This window comes from Primorskyibacter flagellatus (assembly GCF_900176485.1).
Classification (GTDB): Bacteria; Pseudomonadota; Alphaproteobacteria; order Rhodobacterales; family Rhodobacteraceae; genus Primorskyibacter; species Primorskyibacter flagellatus.
The window spans coordinates 469,208-484,641 of the sequence record NZ_FWYD01000001.1 but is presented as its reverse complement, the minus strand read 5'-3'; the positions used below and the strand labels follow the sequence as shown (position 1 = coordinate 484,641).

The 15,434-nt window shown below is 59.1% G+C and carries 15 protein-coding genes; all 15 read left to right on the top strand.

What is annotated here, in order from left to right:
• The first annotated feature begins 155 nt into the window (after window positions 1–155).
• The 15 genes from B8991_RS02270 to pqqE all read left to right on the top strand — a co-directional run bounded on the left by B8991_RS02270 (window position 156) and on the right by pqqE (window position 15,275).
• Complete coding sequence (locus tag B8991_RS02270; protein WP_084350160.1) at window positions 156–1,511, top strand: ABC transporter substrate-binding protein; 1,356 nt, start codon at window positions 156–158, stop codon at window positions 1,509–1,511.
• Window positions 1,512–1,604: 93 nt separating this feature from the next.
• Complete coding sequence (locus tag B8991_RS02265; RefSeq protein ID WP_084350159.1) at window positions 1,605–2,612, top strand: carbohydrate ABC transporter permease; 1,008 nt, start codon at window positions 1,605–1,607, stop codon at window positions 2,610–2,612.
• Window positions 2,613–2,624: 12 nt separating this feature from the next.
• Window positions 2,625–3,773, top strand: a complete 1,149-nt coding sequence (locus B8991_RS02260; RefSeq protein WP_084350158.1) for a carbohydrate ABC transporter permease — start codon at window positions 2,625–2,627, stop codon at window positions 3,771–3,773.
• Window positions 3,770–5,437, top strand: a complete 1,668-nt coding sequence (locus tag B8991_RS02255; RefSeq protein WP_084350157.1) for an alpha-amylase family glycosyl hydrolase — start codon at window positions 3,770–3,772, stop codon at window positions 5,435–5,437. The genes B8991_RS02260 and B8991_RS02255 overlap by 4 nt, the downstream gene beginning before the upstream one ends.
• A gap of 31 nt (window positions 5,438–5,468) precedes the next feature.
• Window positions 5,469–6,557 carry an ABC transporter ATP-binding protein gene (locus B8991_RS02250; RefSeq protein WP_084350320.1) on the top strand — a complete coding sequence of 363 codons (1,089 nt, stop codon included), beginning with the start codon at window positions 5,469–5,471 and terminating at the stop codon, window positions 6,555–6,557.
• Window positions 6,558–7,057: 500 nt separating this feature from the next.
• Window positions 7,058–8,368: a sn-glycerol-3-phosphate ABC transporter substrate-binding protein UgpB gene (gene ugpB / locus B8991_RS02245; protein WP_084350156.1), complete on the top strand. Its 1,311-nt coding sequence runs from the start codon at window positions 7,058–7,060 to the stop codon at window positions 8,366–8,368.
• Window positions 8,369–8,439: 71 nt separating this feature from the next.
• Window positions 8,440–8,778, top strand: coding sequence for a hypothetical protein (locus B8991_RS02240; protein ID WP_084350155.1), 339 nt, complete (start codon window positions 8,440–8,442; stop codon window positions 8,776–8,778).
• Between the two features lie 30 nt (window positions 8,779–8,808).
• Complete coding sequence (gene ugpA / locus B8991_RS02235; protein WP_084350154.1) at window positions 8,809–9,690, top strand: sn-glycerol-3-phosphate ABC transporter permease UgpA; 882 nt, start codon at window positions 8,809–8,811, stop codon at window positions 9,688–9,690.
• 17 nt (window positions 9,691–9,707) lie between these two features.
• Window positions 9,708–10,544 carry a sn-glycerol-3-phosphate ABC transporter permease UgpE gene (gene ugpE / locus B8991_RS02230; RefSeq protein ID WP_084350319.1) on the top strand — a complete coding sequence of 279 codons (837 nt, stop codon included), beginning with the start codon at window positions 9,708–9,710 and terminating at the stop codon, window positions 10,542–10,544.
• Window positions 10,544–11,554, top strand: a complete 1,011-nt coding sequence (gene ugpC / locus B8991_RS02225) for a sn-glycerol-3-phosphate ABC transporter ATP-binding protein UgpC (RefSeq protein ID WP_084350153.1) — start codon at window positions 10,544–10,546, stop codon at window positions 11,552–11,554. Before ugpE ends, ugpC begins: the two co-directional genes overlap by 1 nt.
• Window positions 11,555–12,088: 534 nt before the next feature.
• Window positions 12,089–12,187 carry a pyrroloquinoline quinone precursor peptide PqqA gene (gene pqqA, locus B8991_RS02220; protein ID WP_084350152.1) on the top strand — a complete coding sequence of 33 codons (99 nt, stop codon included), beginning with the start codon at window positions 12,089–12,091 and terminating at the stop codon, window positions 12,185–12,187.
• Window positions 12,188–12,209: 22 nt separating this feature from the next.
• Window positions 12,210–13,106 (top strand): pyrroloquinoline quinone biosynthesis protein PqqB, encoded by an 897-nt coding sequence (pqqB, locus tag B8991_RS02215; RefSeq protein WP_084350151.1) that lies wholly within the window; start codon window positions 12,210–12,212, stop codon window positions 13,104–13,106.
• Window positions 13,103–13,861, top strand: coding sequence for a pyrroloquinoline-quinone synthase PqqC (pqqC, locus tag B8991_RS02210; protein ID WP_084350150.1), 759 nt, complete (start codon window positions 13,103–13,105; stop codon window positions 13,859–13,861). Before pqqB ends, pqqC begins: the two co-directional genes overlap by 4 nt.
• Complete coding sequence (pqqD, locus tag B8991_RS02205) at window positions 13,861–14,136, top strand: pyrroloquinoline quinone biosynthesis peptide chaperone PqqD (RefSeq protein ID WP_084350149.1); 276 nt, start codon at window positions 13,861–13,863, stop codon at window positions 14,134–14,136. Before pqqC ends, pqqD begins: the two co-directional genes overlap by 1 nt.
• A complete protein-coding gene (pqqE, locus tag B8991_RS02200) occupies window positions 14,133–15,275 on the top strand; it encodes a pyrroloquinoline quinone biosynthesis protein PqqE (RefSeq protein WP_084350148.1) in 1,143 nt (380 codons plus the stop codon). Before pqqD ends, pqqE begins: the two co-directional genes overlap by 4 nt.
• The last annotated feature ends 159 nt before the right edge of the window (window positions 15,276–15,434 follow it).

Here is a 15,434-nt window from a genome sequence, read left to right as displayed (position 1 = left end):
CGCAGTGCAGCATAAGTGCATTTGTTATCATATAAACTCTGATTGACTCAACCATATGCTGTATGAAATGGTAACGCATCCAAAGCGCTTTGATTTGACGTCGGCGCATGCGAACTATGTGACTCTGCGAAGACACGCAATCTGGGAGGATTACCATGAAAAACCGATTTCTGGCGGGCGTTGCTGCGATCGCGCTGACAGCCGGCACCGCACATGCCGCAGGGCATATGCAATTCACACCGGGCGAGGGCGATTTCAACTGGGACAGCTTTAACGCCTTTGCAGACTCCCATGATTTCAGTGGTGAGCAGGTCACGGTTTTCGGGCCCTGGATCGGCCCCGATCAGGCGCTTGTGGAAAGCGTGCTTGCCTATTTCGCCGAAGCCACCGGGGCTGACGTCCGCTATACCGGGTCGGACAGTTTCGAGCAGCAGATCGTTGTCGATACAGAGGCCGGCTCCGCACCCAATGTCGCCGTGTTCCCGCAGCCGGGCCTGGCCTCCGATCTGGCGCGCCGTGGCTTTCTGACGCCTCTGGGCGACGATGACGCCGCAGCTTTGCGCGATAATTATGCCGCCGGACAGTCCTGGGTCGATCTGGGCACCTATGCGGGGGCCGATGGCGAACCGCATCTTTACGCCTTTCCCTACAAGGCCGACGTGAAGTCGCTGGTGTGGTACAGCCCCGAGAATTTCGAGGATGCCGGCTACGAAGTCCCCGAAACCATGGAAGAGTTGAAAGAGCTCACCGATCAGATCGTCGCCGATGGCGAAACGCCTTGGTGCATCGGTCTGGGATCCGGCGGTGCGACGGGATGGCCCGCGACGGATTGGGTCGAGGACATGATGCTGCGCACGCAGACGCCGGAGGTCTACGACCAGTGGACAACCAATGAAATCCCGTTCAACGACGAACGTGTCGTCGAGGCGATCGAGGAATTCGGTTATTTCGCGCGCAATGACGATTATGTTGCGGGCGGCGCGGGCGCGGTTGCGTCCACTGATTTTCGTGACAGCCCCAAGGGTTTGTTTGCGTCACCGCCGCAATGTTACATGCACCGTCAGGCAAGTTTTATCCCGTCCTTCTTCCCGGAAGGCACAGAGGTCGGTCTGGACGCGGATTTCTTCTACTTCCCGGCCTATGAGGGCAAGGATCTGGGCAAACCGGTGCTGGGCGCGGGCACGCTGTTCGCCATCACCAAGGATTCCCCCGCCGCACAAGGCCTGATCGATTTTCTGGCAACTCCCATCGCGCATGAGGTTTGGATGGCGCAGTCCGGATTCCTGACGCCGCATACCGGCGTGAACCCGGCGATCTATGCCAATGATACGCAGCGGCAGATGGGCGAGATCCTGACCAATGCCACCACCTTCCGCTTTGACGGATCGGACCTGATGCCCGGCGGCGTCGGTGCGGGATCGTTCTGGACAGGTATGGTTGATTATACCGGCGGCAAATCCGCCGAGGAAGTTGCCAGCGAAATCCAGCAAAGCTGGGATGGCTTGAAGTAAGACCTTCTCTACATGCTCTCGCCATGCCCCTGCACATCGGGGCATGGTGTCGAAAAAGTATCATTTTCCAATACTTTAACGGGGGAGAGGCTAATGCATCCGGCACTTCAGGGCATGCTGACCATCGTCATCGGTGTAGGGGCGTGCATCACATACTTCTGGGGATCGAACCAGTTTCTGGACAAGGTTCTCTATCCGCCGAAAGGCCCGAATGCAGGGCGCAATATCAACCGCGCCAACATCATTCGGCCCTGGCTGTTTCTGTTTCCTGCTGTCTTCGCGCTTAGCCTCTATCTCGCCTATCCGGTGGTCGAGACGCTGCGCCTGTCGGTAACGCAGCGCATCCCCGGCGGCGGATCGGAATTTGTCGGCTTCGACAACTACGCGCAGATGTTCGGCGAGCAGAAATTCTGGGAGGCGATGCGCAACAATATGATGTGGCTGCTCGTGGTGCCTGCGGTGTCGACCGCAATGGGCCTGCTGGTCGCTCAGCTGACGGACCGGATCAGATGGGGCGCGATTGCCAAGTCGCTGATCTTCATGCCGATGGCGATTTCCTTTGTCGGTGCCGCCGTGATCTGGAAACTGGTCTATGATGCCCGGCCCCCCGGCACCGAACAGATCGGCGTGCTGAACGCGATCTATGTCGGGCTGATGGATGGCGAGCCGCAGCAATGGCTGACGACGCCGTTCTGGAACAACTTTTTCCTGATGGTCGTGCTGGTCTGGATTCAGACAGGCTTTGCCATGGTGATCCTGTCGGCGGCCCTGCGCGGCATTCCCGAAGAAACCGTCGAGGCGGCGATTGTGGACGGTGCCAACCCGTTTCAGGTGTTCTTCAAGATCAAGGTGCCGCAGATCATGGGCACCATCGTGGTTGTCTGGACGACCATCACCATCGTGGTGCTGAAGATCTTCGACATCGTCTTTGCCATGACCAACGGCCAGTGGGAGACGCAGGTCCTGGCAAATTACATGTATGACAAGCTCTTCCGGTCGAATGACTGGGGCGTGGGGTCTGCCAGCGCGATGGTCATCATGCTGCTGGTGACGCCCATTCTGGTGTGGAACGTATACAACGCCCGCAAAGAAATGCGCTGAGGGAGAGGGATCATGGATAATATCGCAGGAACCAAATCCTCTCTGACATGGGCGGTGCATATCTCTGTCGCCATTCTGGTGGCGCTCTGGCTGTTTCCGACGGTGGGGCTGTTCGTGTCCTCGTTCCGGACGGCGGACCAGATCGCGACATCGGGCTGGTGGAAGGCACTGTTTCCACAGGAACAGAACGAAGTGCTGCGCACCGCCGCACCTGACACGCAGGTGCAGGAGGGCACGCTTTATGTGATCGAGGGCAATCTTTTCGAGACCGGTTCAGAGTCGGAGATTTCCGCCTGGGGCACGTCCTCGCGCGAGATCTCGGCCTATGGTCCCGGCGACACGGCCGATCTGGGCGAGGACGGGCGTCTGACCGTGATGGCGGATGGCAACTATCGCTACGAGAATGACACCGCATTCGAGGGCCGTCGCGGCGAGCGCGTGTTTGTCACCGCCACCGCGCCGCCGGAATTCACGCTCGACAATTACCGACAGGTGCTGTTGTCCGAGGATGCGACCGACAGTATGGCAAAGGCGTTTTTCAACACGCTGACCGTGACCATCCCGGCGACCATCATCCCGATCCTGATCGCGGCATTCGCGGCCTATGCCTTGGCCTGGATGGATTTTCCGGGTCGGGCGCTGCTGATCGCGGCTGTGGTCGGCCTGCTGGTGGTGCCGCTGCAACTGGCGCTGATCCCGCTGTTGAAGCTGCATCTGGGCATCGGCATCGGCAAGGGCTATCTGGGCGTTTGGCTGGCGCATACTGGCTTTGGCCTGCCGCTGGCGATTTATCTGCTACGCAACTACATGGTCGGCCTTCCGCGCGACATTATCGAGAATGCGCGCGTCGATGGCGCGTCGGATTTCCAGATATTCGTGAAGATCATCCTGCCGCTCAGCTTTCCCGCACTCGCGTCCTTTGCGATCTTCCAGTTCCTCTGGACGTGGAATGACCTGCTGGTGGCGCTGGTCTTCCTGATCGACTCGACCGGTGAAACCACGGTGATGACCCGCCAGATCGTGGAGCTTCTGGGCACACGTGGCGGCAACTGGGAGATCCTGGCAACGGCGGCTTTCGTGTCAATATCCGTGCCGCTGATCGTATTCTTCGCAATGCAGAAATATCTGGTGCGCGGTATGCTCGCAGGTTCGGTCAAATGACATATCAAACCAAGAAAGTGCAGGCAGACATGGCTGGACAACTCGACCCGACGGACAAGAACTGGTGGCGTGGCGCTGTCATCTACCAGATATATCCGCGGTCCTACCAGGACAGCAACGGCGACGGTATCGGCGACCTGACCGGCATTGCCCAACGGCTGCCGCATATCGCCTCGCTGGGGGTTGATGCGGTCTGGATTTCGCCGTTCTTCACGTCGCCGATGAAGGATTTCGGCTATGATGTCAGCGATTATTGCGACGTCGATCCGATGTTCGGCTCGCTGGCCGATTTCGATCAGGTGATCGAGACGGCGCATGGTCTTGGCCTGCGGGTGATGATTGATCTGGTGTTGTCGCACACGTCAGACCAGCACCCTTGGTTCGCACAAAGCCGTGCCAGCCGGGACAATGCCAAGGCCGATTGGTATGTCTGGGCCGATCCAAAACCCGATGGCACGCCGCCCAACAACTGGCTGTCGATCTTCGGCGGGTCCGCGTGGCAATGGGACGGGCGACGCGAGCAATATTACCTGCATAACTTCCTGACCTCGCAGCCGGATCTGAACTTCCACAACACGGATGTGCAGGACGCGCTTCTGGACGCGGTGACCTTCTGGCTGCAACGCGGGGTCGACGGGTTTCGTCTGGACACGATCAACTTCTATTTCGCGGACAAGGCGTTGCGGGACAATCCTGCACTGGCACCTGAAGACCGTAACAACTCCATCGCGCCCTCGGTCAACCCGTATAATCATCAGGTGCATCTATATTCCAAGAACCAGCCCGAGAACCTGGAGTTCCTCAAGCGGTTCCGCGCCGTGATCGACCCGTTCGGCGCAGCCGCAGTGGGCGAGGTTGGCGATGCGCAGCGCGGGCTGGAGATCATGGCCGAATATACCTCGGGCGGCGACAAGGTGCAGATGTGCTATCCGTTCGAACTGTTGCAGCCTGCGCGTCTGACCGCGGCATCTGCGGTGGACATCTTCGCAAAGCTGAACGAGGCCGCGCCGGATGCCTGGCCCTGCTGGGCCTATTCCAACCATGACGTCACCCGCCACATCACCCGCTGGGATCTGTCGCCCGCCGCCGCGCGTGTCTACACGACGCTGCTGGTCTGCATGCGCGGTTCTGTCTGCATCTATCAGGGCGAGGAGCTGGGCTTGCCAGAGGCCGATGTTCCGTTCGAGGACTTGCAGGACCCCTACGGCATCGAGTTCTGGCCGGAATACAAGGGCCGCGATGGCTGTCGCACACCGATGGTCTGGGAGCCGTCCAACCAGAATGGCGGGTTCAGTTCGGCCAAGCCGTGGTTGCCGGTCAGCAATGAACATCTGCAACGTTCCGTGGTCAGTCAGGAGCAAGACCCCGGCGCGATCCTGCACCACTACCGCCGCGCACTGGCCTTCAGGCGGATGCATCCGCCGCTGATCACCGGCACCAGCAGCGAGGTCCGGCGGAAAGGCGACGTGCTGTGGTTTTCCCGCGCGCAAGACGGCAAGGAAATCTTCTGCGCCTTCAATCTCAGCGACACCCCCAGCGCGTTGGAGATGCCCGCAGGCGATTGGCATCAGACCGGGGCAGAGTTGGGCAGTGCCACCCCGTCAGCCGATGGCAAGCTGCATCTCGGCCCCTGGCAACCCTGCCTCGCGGAGCGTGATGTTTGACGAAAGACAAGGACATGAGGAAGGACCCGACATGGCCGATCTGAAGCTTACCGATGTCGAAAAGACCTATGGCGGCACGGTGAACGTGCTCAATGACATCAACCTGGACATCAAGACCGGAGAGTTGATTGTTTTCGTCGGCCCGTCTGGCTGCGGAAAGTCCACGCTGTTGCGCATGATCGCGGGGCTGGAGAAGATCACTGGCGGCACGCTGGAAATTGACGGCCAGCGGATGAACGATGTGCCGCCCAGCCAGCGCGGCATCGCCATGGTGTTCCAGTCCTACGCGCTTTATCCGCATATGACGGTGCGCGACAACATGACCTTCGCGCTGAAGATCGCCAAGAAGTCGAAGGAAGAGATTGACGCGGCGGTCGCCAAAGCGGCCAAGATCCTGCAACTGGAACCCTATCTGGACCGCCTGCCCAAGGCTTTGTCCGGGGGGCAACGACAGCGCGTCGCCATCGGCCGGTCCATCGTCCGCGACCCCAAGGTCTATCTGTTCGACGAGCCGCTTTCGAATCTTGATGCAGCCTTGCGCGTGGCCACGCGGATCGAGATCGCACAGTTGAAAGAGCAGATGCCGGACTCGACAATGATCTATGTCACGCACGATCAGGTCGAGGCGATGACCCTCGCCACCCGCATCGTCGTGCTGGCCAATAAAGGCATTGCGCAGGTCGGCAGCCCGCTGGACCTGTACGAACGCCCCAACAGCGAATTCGTGGCGCGTTTCATCGGCTCGCCTTCAATGAATTTGCTACCGGGCGAAATCACAGGAACCGGGCAGCAGACGTCGATCCGGCTGGACGGCGGCGGCACGGCTGTATCGGACGTGCCCAGCCGTTCGGAGGATATGGGCCTGAAGGTCAATGTCGGGGTCCGCCCCGAAGATCTGGTGGAGGCGACGGATTCATTCGTCTTCGAAGGCAAGGTGAATATCACCGAAGCCTTGGGGGAGGTAACGCTGTTGTATTTCGAAGCCCAGGGCGGAGGAGAGCCGGTCATCGGCAAATTGCCGGGCATCCACAAGGATCGCCGTGGCAAGACCGTCCGCCTGACCGCGGATCCCACGAAGGTTCATATCTTTTATAACGAGGTCTCGCTGCTTTACCGCTAATGGTTGTTGTGGTCTCGCCGCGCGCGGAAGGGGCCAGGCCAGTCTGGGCGGGAGGGCTGCTAGAGGTTTGGCGTGACGCTCTGACACGCAGGCTTTGGCCAACTTTCTGTGCGTGCGCTTTCCACGGCACGGGACGACATTCTCGAGGCACCGACACGATCTCCGAAACACGCAACAAAAACCAGCCATCCTACGCTATCCTGACGTCAGGTGCGGCCGCGCCTTGGCAACATGCCCTAGGGTAAGGTCGAAAGTTGGAAAAAGTGTCCAAAAACATTTCGTATAACGTTGTATTTAAATGAAAAAAGAGAAACTTAACCAGTTTTTCACTGAGTTGTTTTTGTCAAATGCGCGGCGTCGTTCTGTGAAACTTTTGTGACTTCGTGGTAGATCGACTGTTATTCACAAGTTAATCCTTGAACTGGCGCGCTTCAATTGTGCACACATAGTTGCGACTGGGATCTCGTGTCCGGCATTTGTCACTTTCTGGGAGAATACTGATGAAATATTCAACATCTTTTATCGCGGGTGCTGCGGTTTTGTGCTCGGCGCAAACCGCCTTTGCGCAGACGGAAATCGAGTTCTGGCATGCGTTTACCGGACGTCTGGGTGAACTGGTCGCCGAACAGGTAGAGACCTTCAATGCCAGCCAAAATGACTACACGGTCGTCGCCAGCCACAAGGGCAACTATTCCGAAACGCTGAACGCGGGTATCGCGGCATTTCGCGCAGGCGAGCAGCCCGACATCCTGATGGTGTTCGAGGTTGGCACGGCCACGATGATGGGTGCCAAGGGCGCGGTAAAGCCAGTCTATGAGGTCATGGAAGATGCCGGTGCCGAGTTTGACCAGTCGAAATATATCGGGTCGGTCAAAGGCTATTACACATCGGCCGATGGTAACATGCTGTCGCTGCCCTTCAACTCTTCCACGCCGGTCCTTTGGGTCAACCGCGACATGCTGGAAGAGGCCGGAATCGACCCCGATACAGATCTTTCCACCTGGGAAAATGTTGGCGCGACGCTGGACCAGTTGAAAGAGGCCGGCGTCGATTGCCCGATGACGACCGCATGGCAAAGCTGGATCCAGCTGGAAAACATGTCCGCCTACCATGACGTGCCGTTTGCCACCAAGGATAACGGTTTCGGCGGCACCGATACCGAACTGGTTTTCAACAGCCCCGCACAGGTCGCTCATATCTCGGCCCTGGGGGACTGGGCGAAAGAGGGCAAGTTCATCTATGCCGGTCGTCGCAACGAGGGCGGTGCCAACTTCCGCTCGGGCGAATGCGCGCTCTTCACCGAAAGCTCGGCTGGCTATGCAGGGATCAAGGCCGAAGCAGAATTTGCCTTTGATGTGCGTCCGTTGCCTTACTGGTCAGAGCTTGTCGATGAGCCGCAGAATACCATCATCGGCGGGGCCTCGCTTTGGGTGATGGAAGGTCAGACGGACGAGGAATACAAGGCCGTCGCGGCGTTCCTGAATTTCCTGTCCTCGCCGGAGATCCAGGCGAAGTGGCATCAGGATACCGGCTATCTGCCGATCACCACTGAAGCTGGCGAAAAGACCCGTGCGGACGGGTTCTACGATGAAAACCCCGGCACCGACATCGCCGTGATCCAGATGACAGCGAACGAGCCGACGAACAACTCCAAAGGTCTGCGCCTTGGGTCGTTCGATCAGATCCGCGGAATCATCGACGAGGAACTGGAAGCGGTCTGGGCCGGTGACAAGGACGCGCAAGCCGCGCTCGACAGCGCGGTAGAGCGTGGCAACGCGTTGCTGCGTCGTTTCGAATCTTCTCAACGCTGAATGACCACAGGGCGGTGCCGGAGCATACGGCCCGGTGCCGCCCCACACACGTTCAAAAGCCGGAGGTTCGGATGCACACCACATACAAACCGCTGATTTTCCTCGCCTGTCTCGGACTAACGGGATGCGTCATGTCAGAGCCATCAGCCAACGATGCCGACCCCGCAACCGGGCAAGTCACCAGTGCCAGTGACGCCGGTCTATACGCCGTGCGCCCCTATCCAGATCCGGGCTCTGTCTGTCAGGTCATCGGAGAAAGCGACGCAACACGCGAATTTCTGGACGATGCCGCCCTGCTTATCGGTTGCCCGACCCAGCAACGCAGCGCCATTGCCGACCGAATGAACGAAGGGGCGAGGGTGGTTGCACAGGTTCGCCAGTGGACGCTTCTTTCGGTGCCCATGCGATAACCTGTCTTACCGGAGCAATCCTGACACATCATGGAAAAGCGCGTCACCTTCAAAGGCATCTGGTTGCCGATCCTGCTGGTCCTGCCGCAGATAGTCATCACGGCTGTGTTCTTCTTCTATCCGGCGGGGCAAGCGGTCTGGCAGTCGCTGTTCATTCCCGACCCGTTCGGCCTGTCGATGCAATGGGTCGGGCTTGGGAATTTCGAATACCTGTTTTCCGACCCGTATTACCGTGCGTCTTTCGTGACAACCGCAGTGTTTTCTATTCTTGTTACAGTGGTTTCCATGGGCGTGGCGCTTTATCTCGCGCTGCTTGCGGATCGGCTGATCAAGGGGGCGGGCGCGTATCGGACGCTGTTGATCTGGCCCTATGCTGTTGCGCCTGCTGTAGCGGGGGTTCTGTGGCTGTTCATGTTCAACACGCGCGTGGGCGTCGTGTCATGGTATCTGGGCCTTCTGGGTTATGACTGGAACCACGTTCTGAACGAGGGCGAAGCGATGGGCCTTGTCGTCGTGGCCTCCGCCTGGGGGCGGATCAGCTATAACTTCCTGTTCTTCCTTGCCGGGCTGCAAGCCATTCCCAAATCGGTGATCGAGGCTGCGGCTATTGATGGCGCCCATTTCTGGACACGGTTTCGCACCATCGTCTTTCCGCTCTTGTCGCCCACGACGTTTTTTCTGCTTGTCGTGAACATCATCTACGCCTTTTTCGAGACTTTCGGCGTCATTCACACAATCACCAGCGGCGGGCCGCAACAGGCCACGACGATCCTTGTTTACAAGGTGTTTTCGGACGGGTTTGTCGGGCAGGATCTGGGGTCATCCGCGGCGCAATCGGTGGTGCTGCTGTTCCTCGTTTCAATCCTGACGGTGGTGCAGTTCAAATTCATCGAACGCAGGGTGCATTACTGATGGCAGAGCGGAACGGCATGGTGGAAAAGCGTGGCGCGGGGCTGTGGCTGACCCATCTGGGGCTGATCATCGGCGTCCTGTTCATCTTCTTCCCGATCTGGCTGGCCTTCGTGGCCTCGACGGTGACGCAGGCCGATATTGTCCGCCCGCCAATGCCACTGTTGCCCGGCGATCAGTTCTTCGAGAATTACGGACGCGCCCTGACGTCCGGGGTAAATGCCCCGGTCGCGACAATGCTGTTGAATTCCATGGTGATGGCGCTTGGAATTGCGGTGGGCAAAATCGCGATTTCGCTGCTCTCGGCCTTTGCCATCGTTTATTTCCGGTTCCCGCTGCGAAAGCTGTTCTTCTGGTTGATTTTCCTGACCCTGATGCTGCCCGTTGAGGTGCGGATCGTGCCGACATATGAGGTCATCGCGAATTTCGGGATGCTCAACAGCTATCAGGGGCTGATCCTGCCGCTGATTGCCTCGGCCACCGCGACCTTCCTGTTCCGCCAGTTCTTTATGACCGTGCCGGATGAATTGGCCGAGGCGGCGCGGGTCGATGGCGCAAAGCCGATGCGCTTCTTCTTCGATATCCTGCTTCCGATGAGCCGGACAAACATCGCGGCGCTTTTTGTCATTCTGTTCATATACGGCTGGAACCAGTACCTGTGGCCGTTGCTGATAACCACCGACCCTGACATGAACACGATCGTCATGGGCATCAAACAGATGTTCCCCAGCGGCGACGATACCGCCGATTGGCCGGTGATCATGGCGACGTCGATTCTGGCGATGGTGCCGCCGGTTCTGGTGGTGGTGGGAATGCAGCGGTTGTTCGTGCGCGGACTGGTGGAGAGCGAGAAATAATGGCGACTGTCACACTTCAAAACGTCAGGAAATCCTTCGGGAAAACCGATGTCATCCATGGCATTGATCTTGATATTGCCGATGGCGAGTTTATCGTGATCGTCGGGCCGTCCGGCTGCGGCAAGTCCACCTTGCTGCGCATGGTTGCGGGGCTGGAAACCGTCACATCCGGTGAGGTGAGGATCGGCGGTAAACTGGTCAACGATGTCGAGCCGATGGATCGCGACATCGCAATGGTGTTCCAGAACTACGCGCTTTACCCGCATATGTCGGTCTTCGACAATATGGCCTACGGGCTCAAGATCGCCAAAACCCCCCGGTCCGAGATTGAAGAGCGTGTGGCAAGTGCCGCAGAGCTTTTGCAGCTTGAACCCTATCTGCACCGTAAACCGCGCGAATTGTCGGGCGGGCAGCGTCAGCGCGTGGCCATGGGCCGCGCCATCGTGCGCAAACCCGCCGTGTTCCTGTTCGACGAGCCGCTCAGCAACCTTGACGCCAAGCTTCGTGTGCAGATGCGGCTGGAGATCAAGGCGTTGCAGCGCAAACTGGGTGTCACGGCGCTTTACGTCACCCACGATCAGGTCGAAGCGATGACGCTCGCGGATCGTATGGTGGTGATGAATGGCGGGGTCGCGGACCAGATTGGCAAACCGCTTGAGGTTTACGCCGACCCGCAGACAGCCTTTGTCGGCGGGTTCATCGGCTCGCCGCCGACGAATTTCCTGAATGCCGGGCTGATACCGGGGCTCGCCACCGGCAACACCATCGGCATTCGACCCGAGCATCTGGTACTGGGCGCGGATGGGCGGCTTCAGACAACCGTCGCCTATACCGAGGCGCTGGGTGCCGAGACATTGATCCACTGCCGTCTGCCGGACGGCAATCAGATCACCGCGCGGCAGGATGCGACGCAGCGCATCCCGGCCGAGGGCGAAACCATCGGCATTGATTGGAACGATGGCGACGCGATGCTGTTCGATGCTGGTGGCCGCCGCACCGGAAAGGTCTAGTCTACGCGGCGTTGTTCGCAGGGATTTCAAATCTTATGATCCAGAAAGGGGCCGCCGGCGGCGTGTCTTTGTTGGACTTGATATACTTGCATTTTGTGCGTCTTCCGGACGTCGTCCCAGTCTGTCGGCTTTGGTAGCAAGATTAACGAAGACGCCGCCACTCTTCATCCGTTTGAACCTGAAGGCGTTCCTGCATTTGAAGCACTGCGGTCAAAGGCAACAAGCGCGCACTGATAGATCGGGCGATCTATTGGAAGAGATACGACAGCTGCCAGAGGCACCCTTAGCGCATGGCCATAAGCATCCTTCGACACTCACGGCCGTGTCACCTGAAATTGATGATCTGAGGTTTACAAACCCGTTCAACGGCCATTCGCGGATTTATTTCGAACCGCGAATCATCGGTCAGATATTTGACGGCTTCAATCTACGACCAAGGTCTGTGCAATTCTTATTTTATAAGAATCGCTTTCATGCCCGGTCATCGTGCAATCTGACACGGCGTAAGCATACGCAGAATAAGGAGATATCGACATGGCATGGACGAAACCGAAGATCCGCGAAATCGAATGCGGGATGGAAATCAACATGTACGGACCTGAAAGCGACGAAGAGCGCGAAGTGCTGTTCTGAACGACCTGCGCGGATTAATGGAATGACGTTTCGCGCATATATTCTGGGCGCTGCGGCGGGCGGTGGCCTGCCGCAGTGGAATTGTGGTTGCCAGAACTGTAATCTTGCGCGCATCGGGCAGATACCGCAGCAGACGCAATCCTCGCTGGCGGTGTCCGGGAATGGCCGGGATTGGGCGATCCTCAATGCCTCGCCTGACATCCGACAGCAACTGGCCGATGCGGTCCCTCTACATCCCACAGGGTCGCGAACGCTTCCTTTGAGTTCTGTTCTTGTGACCAATGGAGACATTGACCACGTGGCCGGGCTGCTGACCTTGCGCGAAATGCAGCCCTTCACGTTATTCGCGACACGGGCGATCCACGATGTGCTGGACAACAACACAATTTTTGATGCCCTGCGCCGGGACGTCGTCGCGCGGGAATCCATCGCGCTGGAACAGCCATTCGAACTGGCACCGGATCTTGCGGCGGAACTTTTCCCAGTGCCGGGCAAGGTCCCGCTTTACCTTGAGGGGGAGACCGTCGAAACCGGCCAGATCGGTGAGAATACCGTTGGTGTGGCGCTGACCTTGGGTAAGACACGGGTCTACTACATTCCCGGCTGTGCGACGCTGAACGACACATTGCGAACGCGGCTGGATGGTGCGGATCTGGTGTTTTTCGACGGAACACTCTGGCAGGATGACGAGATGATCCGCGCCGGGCTGGGACAGAAAACCGGCCAGCGTATGGGCCACATGTCGATGTCGGGCAAGGACGGTTCTATCGCGGCGTTTCGCGACCTCAATATTGGCCAGAAGGTTTTTGTTCATATGAACAACACCAACCCTGTTCTACGCCCCAACGGGGCCGAGCGCGCCGAAGCGCAGGCCGCCGGATGGACAATAGGGCAGGATGGAATGGAGATTACGGCATGACCCGCGTACCGCAGTCACGCGAAGCTTTCGAAGCCCGGCTGCGCCAGATCGGGGCTGAGCGTTATCACGATCTGCACCCGTTTCACGACCGGTTGCACGGCGGTGGGTGCACGCCTGAACAGGTGCAGGCCTGGGTTATCAACCGGTATTATTATCAGCATTCTATCCCGATGAAGGACGCCGCTTTCATGAGCCGTGTGGAGGATTCAAACCTGCGGCGCATTTGGCGTTCGCGGATGGAGGATCACGACGGCACGGATGCAAACGAAGGTGGCATTCGGCGCTGGCTGCGTCTGGCAGAGGCGGTGGGGCTTGATCCGGACTATGTTGCCTCCTGCGACGGGGTGCTTCCGGCGACAAGATTTGCCGTCGATGCCTATGTGCGCTTTGTCCGTGAAAAGACGTTGCTGGAAGCGGTGGCCGCGTCCCTGACAGAACTCTTTGCTCCGAAGATCCACGCCAATCGCATCGAGGGGCTGCTGAAGAACTACGCTTTCGCCGACGATTCATCACTGTCCTATTTCCGCAACCGTCTGAAAGAAGCGCCCAAGGATGTGGCCTTTGGTCTGGCTTGGGTGCTGGATCATGCCGATACGTCGGAAAAGCAGGACGCGGCGGCAAAGGCGCTGATCTTCAAGACGGATGTCCTCTGGTCGCAACTTGACGCGCTTTGGGGCGCTTATGTGGAGCCGGCGCGCATCCCGCCCGGCGCATGGCAGCCCGGAACCGGTACCCTGATCCGGCAGGCGTCCTGATGACGCCCGACGACGTTCCTTTTCTGCCGCGCGGTGTGCGGCTTCATTTTGACAAGGTCCGTGACACCTGGGTTCTGCTGGCCCCGGAACGGGCGATAACGCTTGATGCGGTGGGCCACGCCATCCTTGGCGAAGTTGACGGCACCCGCAGCTTTGGCGAAATCGCACAAGCGCTGGCGGCGCGATATGACGCCCCCGTCGAACAGATCACCGGGGACAGTGCGGGCTTTCTGGGCGCGCTGCGCGATCGGCGATTTCTGGAGGTTGCACCGTGAAAATACCGCCCCCCATCGCCATGTTGGCAGAGCTGACGCATCGCTGCCCGCTGTCCTGCCCCTATTGTTCGAACCCGCTGGAACTGGCCCGGCAAGAGACTGAGCTGGACACCGAAACCTGGGCGCGTGTCTTTCGTGAGGCCGCTGATTTGGGCGTCTTGCAATTGCATCTCTCTGGCGGGGAGCCCGCCTCGCGCCGGGATCTGACGCAGTTGGTTCTGGCCGCCCGCGACGCTGGTCTTTACACCAACCTCATCACGTCCGGCATCGGGTTGACCGAGCGGCGCTTGCAAGAGCTTGACAAGGCCGGGCTGGACCACATCCAGCTTTCGCTGCAAGGCACCACAGCCGAAATGGCGGATGCGGTTGGCGGGTACAAAGGCGGCTTCGCGCGCAAGATGCAGGTTGCCGAATGGATCGGCGCGATTGGCTTTCCGCTGACATTGAATGCCGTGCTTCATCGCCACAACCTGCACCAATTGCCGCGCGCGCTGGAAATGGCCGTTGAAATGGGTGCCCGCCGGATCGAGGTTGCGACCGTGCAGTTTCACGGCTGGGCATTGAAGAACCGCGGTGCCCTGATGCCCACGCATGCGCAAGCGAAAGAAGCCACCCGGATCGTGGCAGAGGCGCGCGCGGCGCTGAAAGGCACGCTCGTCATCGACTACGTCCCGGCGGATTACCACGAGGATTACCCAAAGCGCTGCATGGGCGGCTGGGGGTCTTCGGGGTTGAACGTGGCCCCGGATGGGCAGGTGTTGCCTTGCCACGCCGCGCAAAGCATCCCGCATCTGAAATTCGACCGGGTGACGGATAAATCCCTGACCGAGATCTGGTACCGCGGCGCGGCTTTTAACGCCTACCGCGGAACCGACTGGATGGCTGAACCCTGCAAGTCCTGTGACCGCAAGCTGAAGGATTTCGGCGGCTGTCGCTGTCAGGCTTTCGCGCTTCTGGGTGACGCCACGGCGACAGACCCGGTATGTGTGAAATCGCCCCAACATGGCTGGCTGACGTCGCAAACTCAGGCAGAGCTGCAAGGCGCCGACGCTCCCGCGCTCGGCGATCCTGTCGCTGGCGAGGCCGGGGACGTCTTTGATACGTCAGAATTGACCTATCGCGTGCTTCCCCGTCCGTAAGGCGCGCGGCCCGAGTTTCGTCACTACGCGTCGCAATTGCATCCGGGCGAATGTTCCTTTTGATACGGCACTCAACATGCGACCCGAGCGCGCATCTGGGCGCGTTCCCATTTCGTTCTTCGTTATGGGTTGGCGAAACGCTGACTGTCCACTATGTGT